Here is a 20,550-nt window from a genome sequence, read left to right on the forward strand (position 1 = left end):
CGATGCATCTCCTGCGCATCGATACGGTGTCCCTCGACGAGGGCGAGGCGGCGGTCGATCTGGGCCAGGCGCCCGGCGACGTCGTGGCCCTGTCCTTCACCGATTCCGACCTCGCCGGGCTCGCCGGCGCCCAGAGCGCGATGCCGGCCGACTGGCCGAGCCTGCGCCTCGCCAAGCTCGCGCAGCTGCGCCACCCGCTCTCGGTCGATCTCTATGCCGATGCGGTGATCGCCCGCGCCCGCTTCGTGCTGGTGCGCTGCCTCGGCGGGCTCGATTACTGGCGCTACGGCGTCGAGCGGCTGGCCGAGACCTGCCGGGCGCGGCAGATCCCGCTCGCGGTCCTGCCGGGGGACGACCGGCCGGATCCGCGCCTCGACGCCGTCTCGACGGTGGCGCCGGAGCTGCTCGCCACCCTCGACGCCTATTTCCGCGCCGGCGGGCCCGACAACCTGCGCCGGCTCCTGACGCGGATCGCCGCCGAGCTCGGCCGGCCGGTGGCGCCGGAGCCGCCGCGCGCCCTGCCGCGGGGCTTCGCCTGGTGTCCCGGCTGCGGGCCCGTCGCGGACCTGCACCCCGCCTCGCCCCTGCCCCGCGCCCTGGTGCTGGTCTACCGCTCGGCGATTCTCGGCGGCGACACCGCGCCGGCCGCCGCCCTGGCGGCGGCCCTGTGGGAGCGGGGCCTCGCCCCCACCATCGTGGCGGTGGCCAGCCTCAAGGACCCCGAGGCGGTCGCCGTGGTGCGGCAGGCTGTCGCCGCGCATCGCCCCGCCATCATCGTCGCCGCCACCGCCTTCTCGGCCCGGGACGATGCCGGCTTCGTCCTCGACGCCGCCGACTGCCCGGTGATCCAGGCCTTCACGGTCGGATCGGGCCGCGAGGCCTGGGCCGCCTCGGCCCGCGGGCTCAACGCCGCCGACCTCGCCATGCAGGTGGCGTTGCCGGAATTCGACGGGCGGCTCGCCGGCTTCCCCATCTCCCACAAGGAAGAGGCGCCGGAGGTCGAGGGGTATCGCGAGCGCAGGGCCGTGCCGGATTTCGCCGGCATCGGCGCCACCGCCGACCGCGCCGCCGCCTGGGCCCGCCTCGCGGCGATCCCGCGGGCGCGGCGCCGCCTGGCTCTCGTCCTGTCCGACTATCCGGCGCGCGGCGGCCGGGCCGGCTTCGCGGTCGGGCTCGACACGCCGGCGAGCACGACGGCGATCCTCGCTCTCCTGCGGCGCGAGGGCTACGCCGTCTCCGACATCCCGGAACCCGACGCGCTGATGCGCCGGCTCACCGAGGGGGACGAGACCCTGTCGGTGCCGCTCGCCGCCTACGAGGCCTGGCGCGCCCGGCTGCCCGAGGCGGCCCGCGCGGCGCTCCTCGCCGAGTGGGGCGCGCCCGGGGACGACCCGGCCTGCCGCGACGGCGCCTTCCGGTTCCGGGTCGTGCGGGCCGGACAGGTCCTGGTGGCGCTCCAGCCCGACCGCGGCCACAAGGGCGACCGCAAGGCCGGCTATCACGATCCCGACGCGGTGCCGGCCCACGCCTACCTCGCCTTCCACCTCGCCTTGCGTCGAGGCAGCGATGCGCTGATCCATCTCGGCACCCACGGGACCACCGAGTGGCTGCCCGGCAAGGCGGTGGCGCTCTCCCCCGCCTGCTGGCCGGCGCTGGCCGTCGGGGCGCTGCCGGTGGTCTATCCGTTCATCGTCGACGATCCCGGCGAGGCGGCGCCGGCCAAGCGCCGCCTCGGCGCGGTCACGATCGGCCACCTCCCGCCAGAGACCGCCGCGGCCGGCCTCGACCCCGCGGCCGCGACCCTGCGCGAGCTGGTCGAGGAATATTCCGCCGCCACGGTGCTCGATCCGCGCCGGGCGACCCTGATCGCCCGCGGGATCCTGGAGCGGGCCGAGGAGGCGGGCCTGCTCGCGGCGGCCGGGATCGACCGGGCCACGGCGATGCCGGACGCGCTCGCCGCCCTCGACGCGCATCTGTGCGACCTCGCCGAGGTGACGATGCGCGACGGGCTGCACGTCTTCGGCGAGGGGCCCGCCGCCCATCCCGCATGCGGCCCGGCGGAGCGGGCGGGATTGCTCGCCGCCCTCGACGGCCGCTTCGTGCCGCCGGGTCCCGCCGGTTCGCCGGCCCGCGGCCGGGCCGACGTGCTGCCGACGGGGCGCAACCTCGCCACCCTCGATCCCCGCGCCCTGCCGACCCGGGCCGCCGCGATGCTGGGCGAGAGGGCCGCCGCGGAGGTGGTGCGCCGCTACCTGCAGGACGAGGGCGAGTATCCGGCCCGGCTGGTGATGGATCTCTGGGCCTCGCCCACCCTACGCACCGGCGGCGAGGACGTGGCGCAGGCGCTGGCGCTCATGGGCGTGCGCCCGACCTGGGACCATGCCTCGACGCGGGTGACCGGCTTCGAGGTGTTGCCGCTCGCACTCCTCGACCGGCCGCGGATCGACGTGACGGTGCGGGTCTCCGGCGCCTTCCGCGACACCTTCCCGGACACGCTGGCGCTCCTCGACCGCGCCGCCCGGGCGGTCGCCGCCCGCGAGGAGGATGATGCGGAGAACCCGCTGGCGGCGGCCCGCCGCCGCGGCGAGGCGCCGGCGCGGGTCTTCGGCGCGGCACCGGGGCGCTACGGCGCCGGCACCGCGGCGCTCGCCCTCGACGGGCGCTGGACGGAGCGCCGCGACCTCGCCCTCGCCTATCTCGACGCCACCGCGGAGGCCGCGGGCGCCGGCGACGCCGACTTCGCCGCCCGGGTCGCCGCCGCCGACGCCTTTCTCCACGCCTTCGACGTCGCCGAGCGCGACCTCCTCGACGGCGATGCCGGCGCCGACGCGATGGGGGGATTCTCCGCCGCCGCCGCCTCGCTCGGCGCCGCGCCCGTCCTCTACAGCCTCGATACCAGTCGCCCCGAGGCGCCCCGGGCCCGCACCGCCCGCGAGGACGTCGCCCGGCTGGTGCGCGGCCGCCTCGCCCATCCGCGCTGGATCGCCGCGCAGCTCCGCCACGGCTGGCGCGGCGCGCAGGAGCTGGCGCAGGGGCTCGATGCGGTCTTCGTGATGGCCGCCGCCACCGACGCGGTGCCGGATGCCGAGATCGACCGGCTCTACGACGCCTATCTCGGCGATCCCGACGTGCTGGCGGCGATCGAGGCAGCCAATCCGGGCGTCGCGCAGGCCTTGCGCGACCGCTTCGCCGACTTGCGCGACCGCGGCCTGTGGCGCAGCCGGCGCAACTCGCTGGCCGCCCTCGAATCCCGCGAGGCCGCCGAATGAGCCCCGCTCCCGTCATGCCGGCGCCTCGCCGCGGCTGGTGCCCGGGCCTCGCCCGGCCGATGCCGACCGGCGACGGCCTGCTGGTGCGCCTCCACCCGGTCGCCGGCCGCCTGACGGCCGTTCAGGCGCGGGCCGCGGCGCGGGCGGCGCGGGAGGGCGGCAACGGCCTCCTCGACGTGACCGCCCGGGGCAACCTGCAGATCCGCGGCGTGACGGCGCAGAGCCATGCCCGGGTGGCGGCGGTTCTGGCCGGGTCCGGCCTGGGCGACGTGCGCCATGACGGTGGGCCGCAGCGCCTGACGCTCAACGGACCGCTCGCCGGGACCGAGTGCCGCGCCGTCGTCGCGGCCGTCGAGGCGATCGGCCGTGAGGTGATGGGCCTTCCGGCCAAGACCCTGGTGGCGGTGGAGGACGAGGCCGGCGCGCTTGGCCCGGTCGAGGCGGACCTGTGGGTGCGGATCACCGGCGCGTTCCCCTCCCCCCTGTGGGCAGGGGTCAGGGGTGGGGGCGGCGCAGGAGGCACCGCCCAGCTCGACGCGGCACCACCCCCACCCATAGCCCCTCCCCCCTGTGGGGAGGGGAAGCGCGCTCCCTTGGACCGGGGTCCATGCGGAGCGGTAGCCGTAGACGCGGCGGCGCAGGACGGAGAGAGCGCCCTGCCCGCGCTCCAACTCGCCGTCGCGACGCCGGACGGCCCGCTCTGGCTCGCGCCGCTCCCCGCCGGAGCCACCTTCGCCATCCTGCGCGTTCTACTGACCCGCCTCGCCATCTCAGGCGCCCGCCGCATGCGCGCGCTCGCCAACGACCAACGTGCCACCCTCCTGGCGGATCTCACCACCGGCGAAGGGCCTCCGGGGAGCGTCGCCGTACCCGCCGGCCTGCACGGCCGCACGCTCCTCGCCGACTTCCCCTTCGGCCGCTGCGACGCCGCCCTCCTCGACCGCCTCGCCGGCTGGAGCGAGAGCCACGGCGACGGTCATCTCGGCCTGACGCCGAATCGCGGCGTCGCGCTGGTCGGCCGCGACGACGCCACCGCCGAAGCCCTGCGCGACGAAGCCGAGGCCGCCGGCCTGATCGTCGATCCCGCCGATCCGCGCCGGGCGGTCGCCGCCTGCCCGGGGGCGCCCGCCTGCGCCTCCGGCGGCACGCCGGCGCAAGCGGATGCGCCGCGCCTCGCCGCCGCCTTCGCGCACCTCGCGAGGCTCGGCGCCACCGCCCATGTCTCGGGCTGCCCGAAGGGCTGCGCCCATCCGGGTCCCGCCACCCTCACGCTGGTCGGCCGCGCGGATGGCCGCTACGGGGTGGTGCCGCAGTGCCACGCCGGCACCGAGACCGGTCTCGTCCTGACTTTCGGTGCCGTGCTGGAGCGGTTAGAGAGCACACGAGTCCCCCACGACGTGAGAGACGCATTCCGGGAGCCCGCATGAACCCGCGCCTCGATTACATCCGCGACGGCGCCGCCATCTACGCGCGCTCCTTCGCCATGATCCGCGCCGAATCCGACCTCGCGCGCTTCCACGGTGCCGCCGAGCGGGTGGCGGTACGGATGATCCATGCCTGCGGCATGACCGACCTGCCCGCCGACATCGACCTGTCGCCGGACTTCGCCGAGGCCGCTGAGGCGGCCCTGCGCCGCGGCGCCCCGATCCTGTGCGACGCCCGCATGGTCGCCGACGGGGTGACCCGGGCGCGGCTGCCGGCCGGCAACGAGGTGGTCTGCACCCTCTCCGACCCGCGGGTGCCGGACCTGGCGAAGACCCTCGACACCACCCGTACCGCCGCCGCGATGGAATTGTGGCGCGACCGGCTCGCCGGCTCGGTCGTCGCCGTCGGCAACGCCCCGACCGCCCTGTTCCGCCTGCTCGAGATGCTGGACGAGGGCGTGGCGCCTCCGGCGGCGGTGATCGGCGTGCCGGTCGGCTTCGTCGGCGCGGCGGAATCGAAGGATGCGCTCGCGGCGGACGGACGGGTGCCGTTCCTGGTGGTGCGCGGCCGGCGCGGCGGCAGTGCCATGGCGGCGGCGGCGGTCAACGCGCTGGCCAACGAGGTCGAGTGATGGACGGCCCGTCCGACTTCCCGGCATCCGATCCGGCCGAGAGCCCCTCCGCGCTCCGCGCCGCCGTCACCGGCACGCTCTACGGCGTCGGCATGGGGCCCGGCGACCCGGATTACCTCACCGTGCGGGCGGTGCGGGTGCTGGAGCGCGCCCACCACCTGGTGCATTTCTGCAAGGCCGGCAAGCGCGGCAATGCCCGTACCATCGCCGACGCGGTGGTGCAGGATGCAGCCCGAGAATGGCCGCTGCCCTACCCCTACACCACCGAACTGCACCCCGAGGATCCGGCCTACGTCGCGGCGCTCGCCGGCTTCTACGACGAGGCGGCCAAGGATCTCGCCGCGGTGCTGGAGGCCGGGCGCGACGTCGCGATCCTGTCGGAGGGCGATCCGTTCTTCTACGGCTCGTTCATGCATCTGTGGCGGCGCCTGAAGGACCGCTTCCCGGTCGAGGTGGTGCCGGGCGTCACCGGCATGTCGGGCTGCTGGACGAGGGCCAACACCCCGATCACCTGGGGCGACGACGTGCTGACGGTGCTCCCCGCCACCCTGCCGCACGCCACGCTGGTCGAGCGTCTCGCGCGCACCGACGCCGCCGTGGTGATGAAGCTCGGCCGCCACCTGCCGAAGGTGCGCGCGGCCCTGACCGAGGCCGGGTTGATCGGCCGGGCGGTCTATGTCGAGCGCGGCACCATGGCGGGCGAGACCGTGACGCCGCTCGCCGCGAAGCCGGACGACCGGGCGCCCTACTTCTCGATGGTGCTGGTGCCGGGCGAGGGCCGCCGGCCGTGAGCGGATCCGTCACGGTGATCGGCCTCGGCCCCGGCGATTTCCGCTATCTCACGCCGGCCGCCTCCGACGCCCTCGACGCGGCGCAGGACCTGATCGGCTACTTTCCCTACGTCGCCCGGGTGCCGGAGCGGACGGGCCTCGTGCGCCATGCCAGCGACAACCGGGTCGAGGTCGATCGCGCCCGCCACGCCCTGGAGCTCGCCGCGTCCGGCCGGCGGGTCGCGGTGGTGTCGGGCGGCGATCCCGGGGTCTTCGCCATGGCGGCGGCCGTGTTCGAGGCGCTGGAGGCCGGCGATCCGGCCTGGCGGGCCCTCACCGTCACGGTCGAGCCCGGCATCACCGCGATGCTGGCGGCGGCGGCCCGGGTCGGCGCGCCGCTCGGCGGCGATTTCTGCGCCATCTCGCTGTCGGACAACCTGAAGCCCTGGAAGGTCATCACCGCCCGGCTCGGCGCCGTGCTGGCCGCCGACCTCGTCGTCGCGCTCTACAACCCGATCTCGCGGGCCCGGCCCTGGCAGCTCGACGCGGCGCTCACGCTCGCCTCCGAGCACCGCGCGCCCGACACGCCGGTGATCCTCGCCCGGGCCGTCGGCCGGCCGGACGAGGCGATCCGGGTCCTGGGGCTCGCCGAGGCGCGCGAGGCCGAAGCCGACATGGCGACCCTGGTGATGATCGGGGCGAGCGCGACCCGGCTGATCCCGCGCGAGGGCGGGGCGCCCTTCGTCTACACGCCGCGATCGGTCGGCCGATGAGCGTCGAGCCAGGCCAGGGCCTCCCGGGCGTCCGACACCCGCGCCACCTCCGGCAGGAGGGGCTGGCGCACGATCACCACCGGCAGGTGCAGGGCGCGCGCCGCCGCGATCTTGCCGTAGGTCGCGAGCCCGCCGGAATTCTTGGTCACCAGCACCTCGACGCCGTGGCGGCGCATCGTGTCGGCTTCCTGCGCCTCGTCGAACGGTCCGCGGGCCTCGATCGCCGTCACGTCGATCCCCGGCAGCGCATCGCCGACCGGTTCGATGGTGCGCACGAGGTAGCGGTGCCGGGGGGCCGCCGCGAAGGCGGCGAGTTCCAGGCGCCCGACGGTCAGGAACACCCGGCGCGGCGCCGCGCCGAGGGCCGGCACGCACGCGGCCACGCTGTCGACCTCGCACCACGCGTCGCCGGGCTGGCGGGTCCAGGCCGGGCGCCGGATGGCGAGGAGCGGCACGCCGGTCGCCCGGCTCGCCGAAGCGGCGTTGCCGGAGATGACTTTCGCAAAGGGGTGGGTGGCATCGATCAGAGCGGCGACGCGGTGCTCGCGCAGGTAGGCGGCGAGCCCGTCGGCACCGCCGAAGCCGCCGATGCGGGTGCGCACCGGCAGGGCGAGGGGCGACGCGGTGCGTCCGGCGAGCGACAGGGTGACGTCGTGATCCGGCCGGTCGGCGACGAGCCGGACCAGGCCGGCGGCCTCGGTGGTGCCGCCCAGGATGAGGATGCGCATGACCGCCTTCTCGCCTGAGGCTCCGCCGGTGTCGAGCGTGGCCCCCTGGCTGTTCGTCGTCGGCATCGGCGAGGACGGCCGGTCCGGCCTCTCGCCCGCCGCGACGGCGGCCCTCGACGGGGCCGGACTGGTGGTCGGCGGGCGCCGGCACCTGGAACTCGCCGCGCCGCTCGCCGCCGAGACCCTGGCCTGGCCGAGCCCCCTCACCGATGCCTATCCGGCGATCCTCGCCCGGCGCGGGCAGCCGACCTGCGTGCTCGCCACCGGCGACCCGTTCCATTACGGCGTCGGCGCGGAACTGGCCCGGCTGGTGCCGGCGAGCGAGATCGCGGCCTTCCCGCAGGCCTCGGCCTTCAGCCTGGCCGCCGCCCGCCTCGGCTGGCCGCTGGCGGAGGTCGGCTGCCTGACCCTGCACGGGCGGGCGCTGGAACGGGTGATCCCGCACCTCCAGCCCGGCGCCCGGCTCCTCGTCCTGTCCTGGGACGGGACGACGCCGGGGAAACTCGCGGCCCTCCTCGCCGGGCGCGGCTTCCCGCGCTCGCGCCTCGTCGTGCTCGAGGCGATGGGCGGCCCGCGCGAGCGCCGCCGGACCGGCCTCGCGGCGGAGTTCGCGGAAGATGCGATCGACCCGCTCAACACGATCGCGGTCGAGGTGGCGGCCGGGCCCGATGCGAAGGTGATTCCGCTGAGCGCCGGCCTCGACGACGGCTGGTTCGAGCATGACGGCCAGCTCACCAAGGCCGAGATCCGCGCCGTCACCCTCGCGGCCCTCCGGCCCCGCGCCGGTCAATTGCTGTGGGATGTCGGCGCCGGCTCGGGCTCGATCGGCATCGAATGGTGCCTGCGCCATCCGGCGAACCGCGCGATCGCGATCGAGGCCCGCGAGGAGCGCGCCGGCCGCATCCGGCGCAACGCGTCGTACCTCGGCGTGCCCGACCTCCGGGTCGTGGTCGGCCGCGCGCCCGACAGCCTCGCCGGGCTGCCGGCGCCGGACGCGGCCTTCCTCGGCGGCGGCGTCTCGGATCCGGCCCTGGTCGCGGCTCTGCTCGACGCCCTGCCCTCCGGCGGCCGCCTCGTCGCCAACGCGGTGACGCTGGAGAGCGAGGGTCTGCTGCTGCGCCTCCATGCCGAGCATGGCGGGACCTTGCGGCGCCTGTCCGTCGCCCGGGCCGAGCCGGTCGGGCACCTCACCGGCTGGCGGCCGGCAATGCCGGTGACGCAATGGGCGTTGACGAAGCCGTGACCTCCCTCATCATCCAGACCGGGATTCGGGCCGGAATCCTGGCGGAGATCCAGGCACGGGCACCGGGCGCGCCGCCGCCGCCCGGAATCCTGCCCGGCGCCGCCCGGGATCCCGCGACCGGGGCGCCCCGCGCGGTCGTCGCCGGCATCGGCTTTCGCCACGCGACGACCTCCGAGGAGATCGTCGCGCTCGTGGCGGAGGGCCTGCGGCAGGCCGACCTCGCGGGCGCGCAGCTCGCGGCTTTGGCCACCGCCGACGACCGTGCCTCGGACCCGGCGATCCGCGACGCCGCCGAAGCCCTGAACGTGCCACTCGTCGCCGTCGCGGTCGAAGCCCTGCGCGAGGCCGGACGCCGGGTCGTCACCCGCTCGGTCCGGATCGAGGCCCTGCGCGGCGTCGGCTCCCTCGCCGAGGCCGCGGCGCTCGCGGCGGCGGGGCCCGATGCCCGCCTCGTCCTGCCCCGCATCGCCAGCGCGGGGGCCACCTGCGCGCTCGCCGCCAGCGGAGACGCCCTCCCCTCATGATCCACTTCATCGGCGCCGGCCCGGGCGCGGCCGACCTCATCACCGTGCGGGGCCGCGACCTCATCGCCCGCTGCCCGGTCTGCCTCCATGCCGGCTCGCTGGTGGCGCCCGAGATCCTGTCCTGGTGCCCGCCCGGCGCCCGGATCGTCGACACCGCCCCCCTCTCCCTCGACGCGATCGTCGCCGAGATGGCGCAGGCGCATGCCGAGGGCCACGAGGTGGCGCGGCTGCATTCCGGCGATCTCTCGATCTGGAGCGCGGTGGCCGAGCAGACCCGCCGCCTCGACCGCCTCGGCATCCCCTACGACCTCACCCCCGGCGTGCCCTCCTTCGCCGCCGCCGCCGCGGTGCTCGGCCGCGAATTGACGGTGCCGGAGGTCGCGCAGACCGTGGTGCTGACCCGCACCAGCGGCCGCGCCTCGGCGATGCCCGAGACCGAGCGCCTCGCCGCCTTCGCGGCGACGCGCGCGACGCTCGCCATCCACCTGTCGATCCACGTCGTCGAGACGGTGGTGGCCGAGCTGATCCCGCATTACGGGCCCGACTGCCCGGCGGCGGTGGTGTTCCGCGCCACCTGGCCGGACGAGCGCGTCCTGCGCGGGACCCTGTCCAGCCTGTCGGCGCAGGTGGCGGAGGCCGGGCTGGAACGCACGGCGTTGATCCTGGTCGGCCCGGCCCTCGGGGCGACGGAGTTCCGCGAGAGCGCGTTGTATGCGGTGGATTACGACCGGCGGTTCCGGCCGGGCGGGGCCAATGTCGCGGCGACGACGCTCGGGGAGCCTCCCTCGTCCCAAGGATGAGGGCACGGATGACGCATGCCCGAGTTCGGCATGCGAACCGAGCCGCACGAGTCGCAGGATGGTTGTATCGATGCGTTGACCGGAAGGGATCTTCCGGAATTCGTGTCACGCGGCGATGCGGCCCTTCACCCGACCAGTTGGACTCGCCCGACCGGCCCGACCCCGCCGGCGACGGCCCTCGACCGTTGCGGAACGCGCACGCCCTCCGTACACACCGGCCATGCGGATGCGAATCGCCACCGACGCCGATGCAGCATTGCTCGCACGTCTCCACACGGCGAGCTGGAGAAGCGCCTACGGCGCGATCCTCGAACCGGGCTTCCTCTCCGGTCCCATCGAGCAGGAACGCCTGGAGGTGTGGACGTCCCGCATCGGGCGGCCCCACCCAGACCAGACCGCGATCATCGCCGAGAGCGCCGACGAGGCTCTGGGCTTCGTCTGTGCGATCGGGGCGGAGGACGAGCGGTGGGGAACGCTGGTCGACAATCTCCACGTCCTTCCCATGGCAAAGCGGCGGGGATTGGGGACCGCCCTGCTCGCGGCCGCCGCAGATTGGTCCCTGGCCGCCTATCCCGGATCAGGGCTCTACTTGTGGTGCTTCGAGCAGAACGAGCCGGCCCGCCGTTTCTACGAGCGGCGCGGCGGCATGGCCGTCGAGCGAAGCCGTCACGCCATTCCCGGCGGGGGCGACCGGCCGGTCATCCGCTATCACTGGGACGATCCCGCCTCCGCTTTCGGCCTGCGACGTCCCGCCGATCGCCTGTGACACTCGCCGGATCGGTCGATGAGATCGGGACGCGGCCTTGAACGTCGCTTCGTCGGCCGTGTCTCGGACGATCGATCGCCTCGGGCGACCATGGCGCGTCGTGCGGGAGCCAACTCAGAACAGACCGACGACCCATTCCGCGGCATAGCCGTTGAAAAAATATACCATCCCGAGACCGATCGGCGTATACCAAGGGGTCCGCGTCAGGAACGGTGCGGAGATCATGATTAAAACTGACAGTATCGAAAGAATGCTGGTTTTAAGATAAAGCTCCTTGCTCATGTAATTCCACGCGCCGTCGAGCGGGCCTTCGGTGCCTCCCCATGGATAGCAGCCGGATTGTGTGGTCAGGCGTGGATCGCGACAGCCCAGCGAGTTGTAAGCATCGAAAAAATCGTAAACCAAGCCTGCGATCAGGAAAGCGAACACGATCTGTAAGGGAATCTCGACGGCGGTCGGCCTCCGGCGCCCGAACGGGTTGGAATGGATCGCCGAGAGGAGTGCGCGGATCATCGTCGATTTCCGGAACCTGCACATCGAAACAAGCGGTGATCTCATCATTCGGCCTGGAACGCCTTCACCCCACCGGATGGAACGGCGCCCGCCCGACCAGCCCGCCCTCGCGGTCGAACACCACCACTTCCAGCGAACTTCCGGAGCCCGACAGCGCCTTGGCGGCCGTCGCCCAGGCGTAGCGGGCGACGAGGTCGGCGAGGGCCAGGTCGCGCGCTTGCGCCAGGCGCAGGACCTCGAGGGCGGTGTTGGCGCCCGCGGCCTGGCGGGCGAGGTCGGCCCCGCCGCCGGCCTCCGCGACGCGCTCCGACAGCCAGGCGAGGTCGACCGGGCCGGAGCGCGAATGCAGATCCAGGAGGCCGTGGCCGAGCTTCGCCATCTTGGCGATGCCGCCGGCCACCGTCACCCGCGGCACCGGATGGCGGCGCAGGTATTTCAGCATCCCGCCGGCGAAGTCGCCCATGTCGATCAGGGCCTGGGGCGGCAGGCCGTAGAGGCGCGCCACCGCCTCCTCCGAGGTCGAGCCGGTGGCGCCGGCGACGTGGTCGAGGGCGCCGGCGCGGGCCACGTCGATGCCGCGATGGATGCTGTCGATCCAGGCGGCGCAGGAATACGGCACCACCACCCCGGTCGTGCCGAGCACCGACAGGCCGCCGACGATGCCGAGCCGCGGGTTGAGGGTCTTCTGCGCCAGGGCCTCGCCGCCGGGGATCGCGATCTCCACCACCACGTCCGCCGGCCCGCCGAGGGCGGAGGCCGCCTCCCCGACCGCCGCGGCGATCATCCGCCGGGGCATCGGGTTGATCGCCGGCTCGCCGACGGGCAGCGGCAGCCCGGCCCGGGTCACCGTGCCGACGCCGGGCCCGGCCCGGAACGCGACGCCGGTGCCCGGCGCCCCGCGCCGCACCGTCGCGAGGACCAGCACCCCGTGGGTCACGTCCGGGTCGTCGCCGGCATCCTTCACCACCCCGGCGACCGCGCCGCCCTCCACCGTCCCGGTCCGCGCCAGGGCGAAGGCCGGGCGGGCGCCGCTCGGCAGCGGGATCTCGACCGGGTCCGGGAAGGCACCGGTGACGAGGCCGGCATAGGCCGCCTTCGCGGCCGCGGCGGCGCAGGCGCCGGTGGTCCAGCCGCGGCGGAGGGTCTCCCGAGGTCGTGTCGCGTCCATGCGGCGTGGTATCACCCCGGGCCGGCGCGGTGAATGCGCCGATCGTGAGAGATGGAAACCTCGTGACCGCCCATCCCGCCCGCGGCCTCCTCGTCGCCGCCGCCCGCTCCGGCTCCGGCAAGACCACCGTGACCCTCGCCCTGCTGCGGGCCCTGCGCCGCCGCGGGCTGGCGGTCGCCGGGGCGAAATGCGGGCCGGACTACATCGACCCCGCCTTCCACGCCGCGGCGACGGGCCGCCCGAGCTACAACCTCGACAGCTTCGCCATGGACGGCGCCCTCCTCGACGCGGTGGCGGGCCGGGCCGGCGAGGCGGCCGAGCTGCTCGTGGCCGAGGGCTCGATGGGCCTGTTCGACGGCGTCGTCGCGGAAGAAGGCCGCAGCGGCGCCAATGCCGACATCGCCGCCCGCTACGGCTGGCCGGTGGTGCTGGTGCTCGACGTCTCGGGGGCGGCGCAATCCGCGGCGGCGACGGCGCTCGGCGTGCGGGCCTACGATCCGCGCCTGACGCTCGCCGGGGTGATCCTCAACAAGGTCGCGAGCCCGCGCCACCGCCGGCTCGTGGAGGTCGGGCTCGCCCGGATCGGCGTACCGGTGCTCGGGGCCGTGCCGCGGGAAGCCGCGCTCGTCCTGCCCGAACGCCATCTCGGCCTGGTCCAGGCCGGCGAGACCGCCGACCTCGAAGCCCGCCTCGACCGGCTGGCGGATCTGGCGGAGGCCTCGATCGACCTCGACGCGGTCGCGGCGGCCGCCGGCGGCCGGGTTCCTGAGCCTGCGGCCGGCACGCTGCCGCCGCCTCCCGGCCAGCGCCTGGCGGTGGCACGCGATGCCGCCTTCTCGTTCGTCTATCCCCACCTGGAAACCGGATGGCGCGCGGCCGGGGCCGAGATCGTGCCGTTCTCGCCGCTGGCCGACGAGGCGCCGCCGGCGGCGTGCGATGCCTGCTGGCTGCCCGGGGGCTACCCGGAGCTGCATGCCGGGCGGATCGCCGCCGCGTCGCGCTTCCTCGAGGGCCTTCGGGCTTTCGCCGAGACGAAGCCGGTCCACGGCGAGTGCGGCGGCTACATGGTGCTGGGCGAGAGCCTGGAGGATGCCGACGGCGCGACCCACCGCATGGCCGGCCTCCTGCCGGTCGCGACGTCCTACGCCCGGCGCCGGCTGCATCTCGGCTACCGGATCGCGACGCTCGCCGGGCCCACGGCCCTCGGCCCGACCGGGCAGGGCCTCGTCGGGCACGAATTCCATTATGCGAGCGAACTCACCCCGCCGCCGCGCCCGGACGAGGCCCTGGCCGAGGTGACGGACGCGGAAGGGCGTTCCCTCGGGCCGGCGGGGCACCGGCGCGGGCGGGTCAGCGGCAGCTTCTTCCACCTCGTCGGGCTGCGCTGAGGCCATACCGACGCGATGCGAAAAGATCGGCCCCGGGCGGGCCGACGCGATGCGAACCGGACGGGATCCCGATCGGAGCGTCACTCCGCGGCGGCGGCGTCCTCTCCGGTCAGGGACGTGGCGTGGCGCCCGAGGCGGGCGGCGGAGCGCACGATCGCCAGGACCTCGCGGCGCAGCTGCTCGTCCTCGATCTGCACGTAGGCGCGCAACAGCTCGATCGCGCCCTGCGCGCTCAGGAAGCCGAAGACGTTGTCGTCGCCGCTCTCAGACCCGCCCTGGTCCTCGAAGAAGGCCGAGACCGGGACCTCGAGCAGCCGGGCGATCTCGCGCAGACGGCCGGCGCCGACACGGTTCTGGCCCTTCTCGTATTTCTGAACCTGCTGGAAGGTCACGCCGACGGCATTGCCGAGGGCGGTCTGGCTCAGGCCCTTGGCCTTGCGCAGGGCCGTGATGCGGACGCCGACGAGCCGGTCGACCTCGGTGGTTTGCTTGGGCATCGGTCCTCAACGTCTTCGTTCTGGCTTGCCAAAGGTCTGGCCTGCCGGAAGCCCTCTCCCCAATCCCAGAGGGCCGCCATGCCGCGTCGTTCATGCCCGCGCGGCGGTCGGTGCGCGTGCGCACAGTCCGTCCCGCGGATGTTCACCACCTGAACCGATGGCGAAGACGCCTCGCCTCCGGTTCGCGCACCCTATCCGGCCGACCTGTTGCAGGCGGGCCGTCACAGTCCAGGTCACCGAAACGGACGCAGCGCCGTGTCGGAGCGCGTCGCCAGCCTCGTCGGAGATGTCCGTCCGGTCGCCCTGCGACGACGGACGCCCAGCTCCGACCCCTCCGTACCGTCCTGCTGCCAGGCTGACGGCGTGGATGCGGGTCTGCCATGCAACCCAACTCACGTCTACACGCTCCGAGCGAATTCCCCAAGGGAACAAAGGTGGAAAAAATACTGAGTTGCATCGCGCACGCATGTTGCGAGCCGCCTGGGCTTAGGCCGACTGGTCGGGTCACCTTGCCTCTGGCGGTGCGGTTCCCATTTCCCCGGCGACCGCTCAGCCGCACCCGGGAGGAGGTTCACCATGTTCATCGCCATGAACCGGTTCAAGGTCTACAAGGATGCCACCCAGGACTTCGAGCAGGTCTGGCTCGGTCGCGACAGCCACCTGGGGGAGATGCCGGGCTTCGTGGAGTTCCACCTGCTGCGCGGCCCGGAGGCCGAGGACCACGTCCTCTACGCCTCGCACACGATCTGGTCCTCGAAGGCCGATTTCGAGGCCTGGACCCGCTCCGAGCAGTTCCGCAAGGCGCATAGCCGGGCGCCCGGTACCAAGCCGCTCTATCTCGGCCACCCGCAATTCGAGGGTTTCGAGACGATCCAGACCGTCGCCCGCAACGACTGAGACAGGGATGGCGGGGGCCGGACGGAGCCGCCCCCCACCGACGCGCCGTCATACAAGATCCGGCCGATTGCCTCGCGATGCGGGTTTCGGCTTCGCTCAAGCGCCGTGCAGGCTGGTGATCCCGTTTCCGGAAGGAACCCTCCGGAAACCGCGTCAGGCGGCCCGGGGCGATTCGAGCCGCGGCAGGAACGCCGCCAGCAGGCCTACCGCCGGCAGGAAGGCGCACAGGCCGTAGACGAACTCGATGCTGGTGCGGTCGGCGAGCTCGCCGAGCACCGCGGCGCCCAGGCCCCCCATGCCGAAAGCGAATCCGAAGAACAGGCCGCCGACCAGACCGACCCGCCCGGGCAGCAACTCCTGGGCGTAGACCAGGATCGCCGGCATCGCCGAGGCGAGGATCAGGCCGATCGGCACGGTGAGCACCACGGTCCAGAACAGGTTCACGTGCGGCAGCGCCAAGGTGAAGGGCAGGACGCCGAGGATCGAGCCCCAGATCACCACCTTGCGGCCGAACCGGTCGCCGATCGGTCCGCCCACCACCGTGCCGGCCGCGACCGCGCCCAGGAACACGAACAGGTAGAGCTGCGATTCCTGCACCGACACGCCGAAGCGGTGGATCAGGTAGAAGGTGAAGTACGAGCTCAGGCTCGCCATGTAGAAATACTTGGAGAAGATCAGCACCAGCAGGACCGCGATGGTGGCGACGATCCTGGACCGCGGCAGGGCGCGGCCGGTGCCGGCGCCCTTCTTGCCCCGGGCCGCGCCGGCCGCGAGACGGTCGCGGTACCACCGCCCCACGAGGCTCAGCACCACGAACCCGGCCAGCGCCGCCAGCGCGAACAGCGCGACGCTGCGCTGACCGAGCGGCACCACGATGAAGGCGGCGAGCAGCGGCCCGAGCGCCGTGCCGGCATTGCCGCCGACCTGGAACACCGACTGCGCCAGGCCGTAGCGCCCGCCCGAGGCCAGGCGGGCGACCCGCGAGGCCTCCGGGTGGAAGATCGCCGAGCCGAGGCCGACGAGGCAGGCGGCGAGGATCAGGAGGCCGTAGGAGCCGGCATTCGACAGCAGCAGCAGGCCGCAGAGCGAGAGCAGCATGCCGGTGGCGAGCGAGAACGGCATCGGCCGCTTGTCGGTGAACAGGCCGACCACCGGTTGCAGCAGCGAGGCGGTGAGCTGGAACGCCAGGGTCAGGAAGCCGATCTGGCCGAAATCGAGGGCATAGGCCTGCTTGAGCAGCGGGTAGATCGCCGGCAGCAGCGACTGCATCATGTCGTTGAGGAGGTGCGACAGGCTCAGGCCTCCGAGCACCAGGGCCGTCGGCCCCGCCGCCGGGACGCTGCGGGCCACCGGTTCCGCCGGTGCCGGCCCGGCGACCGACGCCTCTACGGCCACGCCGCCCTCGCTCGCACGCGCATCCATCGCTCTGGCGCTCCCCTGGCGACAGGCCAGGCCAGTCGCGTCCCGCCGCATCGCCCGGTTCCTGGGCGAGGTTCGGCGAGCCTCCATACACCCGGGCCCACAGCCTCGTCCCGTCACTGACCGCAGGGCTGGAATGCGGCCGGTCCCGGGCTTGCTGCCGACCCCTCAACCAGCCGGCGGCGGCCCGGGGCGCGTGCGGAAACGGCACGTTCCCCGCCCGGCCCGTCCCAGCCCGGCACAGAGGCGTTCACGGGTCATCTCGCCATGCGACACGAACGATTCCGGGAGGACGGCAACGCGAACCTCGCCTCGTCCGAGGCGCGCGCGGTCTGGAACGCGCTGCTGCCCCGGCGCGGCCGCGCGGCCCTGCGCCTCGCCATCGCGGGCGGGGCGGCCTTCGCCGAGCTCGCCGCCGTGGCGCTGACCGGGCTGGCCTGCGAGGTGATCTACCACCTCGTCTCCTACGAGCGGCAGCCCGATCTCGGCCCCTCGCTCGCGGTCGGGCTGCTCCTCGGCCTGTTCGTGGTCCTGCCGAACGCCGCGCGGGGGGAGTACAGCATCGAGAACTACCTCGCCCGCGCGCCGCACCTGCGCCGGACGACGAATCTGTGGCTCGCCGCCTGGGCGGTGGTGCTGGTCGTGGGCTTCCTCAGCAAGACCACCGGCGAGCATTCCCGCGCCGCGGCGCTGGCGACCTTCCTCGCCGGCTTGCCGGTCCTCGTCGTCACCCGCCTCGCCACCGTGAGCCTGGTGCGCCGGCTCATCTCCCCGCGCTCCGATTCGGCCCGCCGCATCCACCTGATCGGCTACGAAGACGACGTCGCGAGCTTCTACGCCACCCACGACACCGCGGCGCTCGGCCTGCGGGTGATCGGCGTCAGCATCCTGCGCGACGCTCCCCAAGGCGTTCCCCAAGGCGCCCTCAAAGGCTCCGACCCGGAGGCGCGCCGAGCCCAGCTCGCCGAGGATCTCGATCTCAGCGTGTCGGTGGTGCGCTTCCTGCGCCCGGACGACGTGTTCGTGCTCGTACCCTGGGCCGAGGTCGGGGACCTGGAGGCCTGCGTCGACGCCTTCCTGCGGGTGCCGGTCGCGCTCCACCTGCGCCCGGGCCGGGTGATGGACCGGTTCAGCGACGTGCGCCTCGGCCGCGTCGGCCTGCTCACCGGGATCAATGTCGGCCGCGCGCCGCTGAGCCCGCTCGAGATCGCCGCCAAGCGCACCTTCGACGTCGTGGTGGCGTCCCTCGCCCTCGTCGCGCTCTCGCCGCTGCTCGCGCTGATCGCGCTCCTGATCCGCCTCGACAGCCGCGGGCCGAGCCTGTTTCGCCAGAAGCGCTACGGCTTCAACCAGGAGGCGTTCTGGGTGTTCAAGTTCCGCAGCATGCGGGCGGAATCCGGCGCCGCCTTCCGTCAGGCGACCCGGGACGACGACCGCATCACCCGGATCGGCCGCATCCTGCGCCGCACCAACCTCGACGAGCTGCCCCAGCTCCTCAACGTGATCCGGGGCGACATGTCGCTCGTCGGCCCCCGCCCCCACGCGGTGGCCCACGACCGCAGCTTCGAGCGCCGCATCGCCCTGTATGCGCGGCGCCACAACGTGCGGCCGGGCATCACCGGCTGGGCCCAGGTCAACGGCCTGCGCGGCGAGACCCTGACGGATGCCGACATGCAGCGGCGCGTCGAGCACGATCTGTTCTACATCGACAACTGGTCGCTGTGGTTCGACCTCAGGATCCTGGTGATGACCGTGGTGGCGCGCAGCGCGTTCCGGAACGCGTATTGAGGAGGGCGCGTGGCGCCCTCCCCGGTCTCGCGGTGGACGGCGCCGTCGCCGGATCAGCCCGCGAGCCTCTGCCCCTGCCGGCGGCTCGCCTCGAAGGCCTGGAGATCCAGGGCCAGGTCGACGACCCGATCGGCTTTGAGCTGAACGGGGTCGAGCGGGCCGCCGAAGCCGTGCTGCAGGTAGACTTCCTGCACTTCCGGGGTGCGCATCGCGCCGCCCATCGTCCAGTTCGGGAAAAGCCGTCCGGGCACGTCGCGCACGTCGACGATCGTCGCGGCGGCGTGGCGCGGGTCACGGGCGATCCGGTCATAGGTTGCCGTCACCCGGGCGCGCTCGCCTTCGAGAATCTGCACGAACCAGGTCTTGTCGAAGATGAGGAAGCCGGTGATTCCGTCCCGACTGTTGTTACGCTGCGACACTGAGAGGATTTCGCGCATATTGGTCAGCATGGCACGGTCGCCGCCCGGCACGGTGTTGCGGCTGTAATAGACGAGCTGGTGGATCATCGGACGCCTCACTCCAACCGGTGGAACCGGACCGCTCGAAGAGCGCCCGCCGCCGTCATTCGCACGAACCGGGGTGCGTGATCAGAAACCCCGAAACAAGCGCGAGGTCCCGGCTGAGGGCGGGCTATTGGGAAAGACCATTAATGAACCGTCCACGACCAGACGATGGATCGGAGTACCGGGTTCGTCATTCGGCAGGCACGCCGTTTCCCGGCCGGTATCGCTCCCCCGGGTGTTCGAACCGGCTCCCTGAACGCCGCCGCTTGCCCGCAGGTCTCTGTAAAAAACTGACGGTGAAGCCGAGTGCCGTGACGGCGATCGAGAGGAACGTGTCCGCGTCGAATTCCGATTCCTGGTCGCCCGATCCCTTGGGTGTGACCCGGACCGGCACGCCCACGGGCTTGACGAGGCTCGAGATGACGACCGGCAGCATGCGGAAGGTCGCGAAGGCCCCCACCGCGGAGGAAATGAGCATTAGGGAGCTCAGCCAACCCAGCGCTGGTCGCCGCTCGTCGGCGGGAGCGCCTCCCCTCCTGCATCGACCGGCGCGCCGCTCTCCGTCATTCCACCCCCTGCCGCCCCTGGCAGGCCCCGCATTCCCCCTCGATCTCGACGATGCGGCTCGCCGGCTTGAACCCGGCCTGGGCGAGCGTCCGGTCGAGGCTGCGCTCGATCTCGGCGGAAATCGTCTCGTCGACGCTGCCGCAGCTGCGACAGATCAGGAACACCGCGCTCTCGCCGGCGCCGTGGCCGTGCTCGCAGGGGACGAAGGCGTTGCGGCTGGCGATGCGGTGGACGAGGCCGTGCTCGGTCAGGAAGTCGAGGGCGCGGTAGACCGACACCGCGGCGACGCGCTTGCCCGGGACGCTCAGGCGTTCCGCGATGTCGTAGGCACCGAGCGGTCGCCCCTCCTCCGCCACCACCTCCAGGGTGCGCCGGCGGAGCGTCGTGAACTGCAGGCCGAGATCCTGCGCCAGCCGCTCGGCCCGCGCGACCAGCTCGGCCGTCCGTACCGGACCGTGCGGGTGGGCATGCGCGTGGTCGTGCTGTCCGCAGGTGCCGTGCTCGTCCATGCGCCAAACCCCTCCCGGCATCCACCGGGCGCTTCCTAGCCCAACCCGGCGGCGGTTGACAGGCCCTGCCTGTTACAGTGTAACGACCGACCAGGACAACGAACGGGCCTCGGGCGGCCGCCGGCCGCCCCTTCATATGGGATCCGCGACGGCGTCCGCCGAGGGCGCACCCGGACCCGAGCGACGATTCGCCGATGCCGCATGATCATGGCCCGACCTCTGGCCCAACCTTGGGCCCCGCCCCGCGCCCCCGGACGGCGCCGTTCTCGCTGCTGCGGCTGGGCCTGGCGCCGCGCCTCGCCGCGGCCGCCTGCATCGCCGCCCTGGTCTGGGCCCTGATCGGGTGGGCCATCGGGTGGAGTGCCCCGTGAG

20 protein-coding genes and 1 pseudogene are annotated in these 20,550 nt (G+C 73.6%); 13 read left to right on the forward strand and 8 right to left on the reverse strand.

Annotation, left to right across the window (positions count from 1 at the left end; genetic code table 11):
* Window positions 1-2 precede the first annotated feature (2 nt).
* The 5 genes from cobN to cobJ are packed head-to-tail and all read left to right on the forward strand — an operon-like array spanning window position 3 to window position 6,868.
* A complete protein-coding gene (cobN, locus tag G4G93_RS16080) occupies window positions 3-3,269 on the forward strand; it encodes a cobaltochelatase subunit CobN (protein ID WP_165085487.1) in 3,267 nt (1,088 codons plus the stop codon).
* Window positions 3,266-4,696, forward strand: coding sequence for a nitrite reductase (locus tag G4G93_RS16085; protein ID WP_165085489.1), 1,431 nt, complete (start codon window positions 3,266-3,268; stop codon window positions 4,694-4,696). The genes cobN and G4G93_RS16085 overlap by 4 nt, the downstream gene beginning before the upstream one ends.
* A complete protein-coding gene (locus G4G93_RS16090; RefSeq protein WP_165085491.1) occupies window positions 4,693-5,325 on the forward strand; it encodes a precorrin-8X methylmutase in 633 nt (210 codons plus the stop codon). The genes G4G93_RS16085 and G4G93_RS16090 overlap by 4 nt, the downstream gene beginning before the upstream one ends.
* Window positions 5,325-6,116, forward strand: coding sequence for a precorrin-2 C(20)-methyltransferase (locus G4G93_RS16095; RefSeq protein WP_165085493.1), 792 nt, complete (start codon window positions 5,325-5,327; stop codon window positions 6,114-6,116). The genes G4G93_RS16090 and G4G93_RS16095 overlap by 1 nt, the downstream gene beginning before the upstream one ends.
* Window positions 6,113-6,868: a precorrin-3B C(17)-methyltransferase gene (cobJ, locus tag G4G93_RS16100; RefSeq protein ID WP_165085494.1), complete on the forward strand. Its 756-nt coding sequence runs from the start codon at window positions 6,113-6,115 to the stop codon at window positions 6,866-6,868. Before G4G93_RS16095 ends, cobJ begins: the two co-directional genes overlap by 4 nt.
* Here cobJ and G4G93_RS16105 read toward each other — a convergent pair.
* On the reverse strand, window positions 6,841-7,596 hold the full coding sequence (locus G4G93_RS16105; RefSeq protein WP_165085496.1) for a cobalt-precorrin-6A reductase: 756 nt from the start codon (window positions 7,594-7,596) through the stop codon (window positions 6,841-6,843). The genes cobJ and G4G93_RS16105 overlap by 28 nt on opposite strands.
* Here G4G93_RS16105 and cbiE point away from each other — a divergent pair.
* The 4 genes from cbiE (at window position 7,595) to G4G93_RS16125 (ending at window position 10,929) form a co-directional block, all read left to right on the forward strand.
* A complete protein-coding gene (cbiE, locus tag G4G93_RS16110; RefSeq protein ID WP_165085497.1) occupies window positions 7,595-8,839 on the forward strand; it encodes a precorrin-6y C5,15-methyltransferase (decarboxylating) subunit CbiE in 1,245 nt (414 codons plus the stop codon). The genes G4G93_RS16105 and cbiE overlap by 2 nt on opposite strands.
* Window positions 8,836-9,363 (forward strand): cobalamin biosynthesis protein, encoded by a 528-nt coding sequence (locus tag G4G93_RS16115; protein ID WP_395410656.1) that lies wholly within the window; start codon window positions 8,836-8,838, stop codon window positions 9,361-9,363. The genes cbiE and G4G93_RS16115 overlap by 4 nt, the downstream gene beginning before the upstream one ends.
* Window positions 9,360-10,163, forward strand: a complete 804-nt coding sequence (gene cobM, locus G4G93_RS16120) for a precorrin-4 C(11)-methyltransferase (RefSeq protein ID WP_165085500.1) — start codon at window positions 9,360-9,362, stop codon at window positions 10,161-10,163. The genes G4G93_RS16115 and cobM overlap by 4 nt, the downstream gene beginning before the upstream one ends.
* 226 nt (window positions 10,164-10,389) lie before the next feature.
* Complete coding sequence (locus G4G93_RS16125) at window positions 10,390-10,929, forward strand: GNAT family N-acetyltransferase (protein ID WP_165085502.1); 540 nt, start codon at window positions 10,390-10,392, stop codon at window positions 10,927-10,929.
* Between the two features lie 114 nt (window positions 10,930-11,043).
* Here the strand turns inward: G4G93_RS16125 and G4G93_RS16130 are convergent, their stop codons facing one another.
* Window positions 11,044-11,442: a hypothetical protein gene (locus tag G4G93_RS16130; protein ID WP_165085504.1), complete on the reverse strand. Its 399-nt coding sequence runs from the start codon at window positions 11,440-11,442 to the stop codon at window positions 11,044-11,046.
* A 64-nt stretch (window positions 11,443-11,506) separates the two neighbouring features.
* Window positions 11,507-12,610 carry a cobalt-precorrin-5B (C(1))-methyltransferase gene (locus G4G93_RS16135; protein ID WP_165085505.1) on the reverse strand — a complete coding sequence of 368 codons (1,104 nt, stop codon included), beginning with the start codon at window positions 12,608-12,610 and terminating at the stop codon, window positions 11,507-11,509.
* Between the two features lie 62 nt (window positions 12,611-12,672).
* Between G4G93_RS16135 and G4G93_RS16140 the strand changes: the two genes are divergently transcribed.
* The gene (locus G4G93_RS16140) at window positions 12,673-13,998 is read left to right on the forward strand and encodes a cobyrinate a,c-diamide synthase (protein ID WP_165085507.1); all 1,326 of its coding nucleotides are present in this window, start codon (window positions 12,673-12,675) and stop codon (window positions 13,996-13,998) included.
* An 80-nt stretch (window positions 13,999-14,078) separates the two neighbouring features.
* Here the strand turns inward: G4G93_RS16140 and G4G93_RS16145 are convergent, their stop codons facing one another.
* On the reverse strand, window positions 14,079-14,495 hold the full coding sequence (locus G4G93_RS16145; RefSeq protein WP_165085508.1) for a helix-turn-helix domain-containing protein: 417 nt from the start codon (window positions 14,493-14,495) through the stop codon (window positions 14,079-14,081).
* 576 nt (window positions 14,496-15,071) lie between these two features.
* Here G4G93_RS16145 and G4G93_RS16150 point away from each other — a divergent pair.
* The gene (locus G4G93_RS16150; protein ID WP_139034078.1) at window positions 15,072-15,392 is read left to right on the forward strand and encodes an antibiotic biosynthesis monooxygenase family protein; all 321 of its coding nucleotides are present in this window, start codon (window positions 15,072-15,074) and stop codon (window positions 15,390-15,392) included.
* A 153-nt stretch (window positions 15,393-15,545) separates the two neighbouring features.
* On the opposite strand, the gene G4G93_RS16155 is transcribed toward G4G93_RS16150, so the two are convergent.
* Window positions 15,546-16,814, reverse strand: coding sequence for an MFS transporter (locus tag G4G93_RS16155; protein ID WP_165085510.1), 1,269 nt, complete (start codon window positions 16,812-16,814; stop codon window positions 15,546-15,548).
* Window positions 16,815-17,078: 264 nt separating this feature from the next.
* Between G4G93_RS16155 and G4G93_RS16160 the strand changes: the two genes are divergently transcribed.
* Window positions 17,079-18,599 carry an exopolysaccharide biosynthesis polyprenyl glycosylphosphotransferase gene (locus tag G4G93_RS16160; RefSeq protein ID WP_165085517.1) on the forward strand — a complete coding sequence of 507 codons (1,521 nt, stop codon included), beginning with the start codon at window positions 17,079-17,081 and terminating at the stop codon, window positions 18,597-18,599.
* 53 nt (window positions 18,600-18,652) lie between these two features.
* Here the strand turns inward: G4G93_RS16160 and G4G93_RS16165 are convergent, their stop codons facing one another.
* The 3 genes and pseudogenes from G4G93_RS16165 to G4G93_RS16175 all read right to left on the reverse strand — a co-directional run bounded on the left by G4G93_RS16165 (window position 18,653) and on the right by G4G93_RS16175 (window position 20,178).
* Window positions 18,653-19,105, reverse strand: coding sequence for a BLUF domain-containing protein (locus G4G93_RS16165; protein WP_165085519.1), 453 nt, complete (start codon window positions 19,103-19,105; stop codon window positions 18,653-18,655).
* A 286-nt stretch (window positions 19,106-19,391) separates the two neighbouring features.
* Window positions 19,392-19,601: pseudogene (locus tag G4G93_RS16170) on the reverse strand (Curdlan synthase); the annotation flags it as partial.
* Window positions 19,602-19,665: 64 nt separating this feature from the next.
* Window positions 19,666-20,178 carry a Fur family transcriptional regulator gene (locus G4G93_RS16175; RefSeq protein WP_165085520.1) on the reverse strand — a complete coding sequence of 171 codons (513 nt, stop codon included), beginning with the start codon at window positions 20,176-20,178 and terminating at the stop codon, window positions 19,666-19,668.
* A 194-nt stretch (window positions 20,179-20,372) separates the two neighbouring features.
* On the opposite strand from G4G93_RS16175, the gene G4G93_RS16180 reads away from it, so the two are divergent.
* The gene (locus tag G4G93_RS16180; protein ID WP_165085421.1) at window positions 20,373-20,549 is read left to right on the forward strand and encodes a hypothetical protein; all 177 of its coding nucleotides are present in this window, start codon (window positions 20,373-20,375) and stop codon (window positions 20,547-20,549) included.
* The last annotated feature ends 1 nt before the right edge of the window (window position 20,550 follow it).

It is taken from the genome of Methylobacterium sp. DB0501 (genome assembly GCF_011043735.1).
In the GTDB taxonomy this organism is placed as follows: Bacteria; Pseudomonadota; Alphaproteobacteria; order Rhizobiales; family Beijerinckiaceae; genus Methylobacterium; species Methylobacterium alsaeris.

Bases quoted from the DNA above. Each gene is read 5' to 3' on its own strand.
- G4G93_RS16130 (WP_165085504.1), bottom strand. From the start codon at position 11,442: ATGATCCGCGCACTCCTCTCGGCGATCCATTCCAACCCGTTCGGGCGC.
- cobM (WP_165085500.1), top strand. From the start codon at position 9,360: ATGATCCACTTCATCGGCGCCGGCCCGGGCGCGGCCGACCTCATCACC.
- cobN (WP_165085487.1), top strand. From the start codon at position 3: ATGCATCTCCTGCGCATCGATACGGTGTCCCTCGACGAGGGCGAGGCG.
- G4G93_RS16155 (WP_165085510.1), bottom strand. From the start codon at position 16,814: ATGGATGCGCGTGCGAGCGAGGGCGGCGTGGCCGTAGAGGCGTCGGTC.
- G4G93_RS16095 (WP_165085493.1), top strand. From the start codon at position 5,325: ATGGACGGCCCGTCCGACTTCCCGGCATCCGATCCGGCCGAGAGCCCC.
- G4G93_RS16135 (WP_165085505.1), bottom strand. From the start codon at position 12,610: ATGGACGCGACACGACCTCGGGAGACCCTCCGCCGCGGCTGGACCACC.
- G4G93_RS16175 (WP_165085520.1), bottom strand. From the start codon at position 20,178: ATGGACGAGCACGGCACCTGCGGACAGCACGACCACGCGCATGCCCAC.
- cbiE (WP_165085497.1), top strand. From the start codon at position 7,595: ATGACCGCCTTCTCGCCTGAGGCTCCGCCGGTGTCGAGCGTGGCCCCC.
- G4G93_RS16165 (WP_165085519.1), bottom strand. From the start codon at position 19,105: ATGATCCACCAGCTCGTCTATTACAGCCGCAACACCGTGCCGGGCGGC.
- G4G93_RS16125 (WP_165085502.1), top strand. From the start codon at position 10,390: ATGCGAATCGCCACCGACGCCGATGCAGCATTGCTCGCACGTCTCCAC.
- G4G93_RS16145 (WP_165085508.1), bottom strand. From the start codon at position 14,495: ATGCCCAAGCAAACCACCGAGGTCGACCGGCTCGTCGGCGTCCGCATC.
- G4G93_RS16150 (WP_139034078.1), top strand. From the start codon at position 15,072: ATGTTCATCGCCATGAACCGGTTCAAGGTCTACAAGGATGCCACCCAG.
- G4G93_RS16085 (WP_165085489.1), top strand. From the start codon at position 3,266: ATGAGCCCCGCTCCCGTCATGCCGGCGCCTCGCCGCGGCTGGTGCCCG.
- G4G93_RS16090 (WP_165085491.1), top strand. From the start codon at position 4,693: ATGAACCCGCGCCTCGATTACATCCGCGACGGCGCCGCCATCTACGCG.
- G4G93_RS16105 (WP_165085496.1), bottom strand. From the start codon at position 7,596: ATGCGCATCCTCATCCTGGGCGGCACCACCGAGGCCGCCGGCCTGGTC.
- G4G93_RS16160 (WP_165085517.1), top strand. From the start codon at position 17,079: ATGCGACACGAACGATTCCGGGAGGACGGCAACGCGAACCTCGCCTCG.
- G4G93_RS16180 (WP_165085421.1), top strand. From the start codon at position 20,373: ATGCCGCATGATCATGGCCCGACCTCTGGCCCAACCTTGGGCCCCGCC.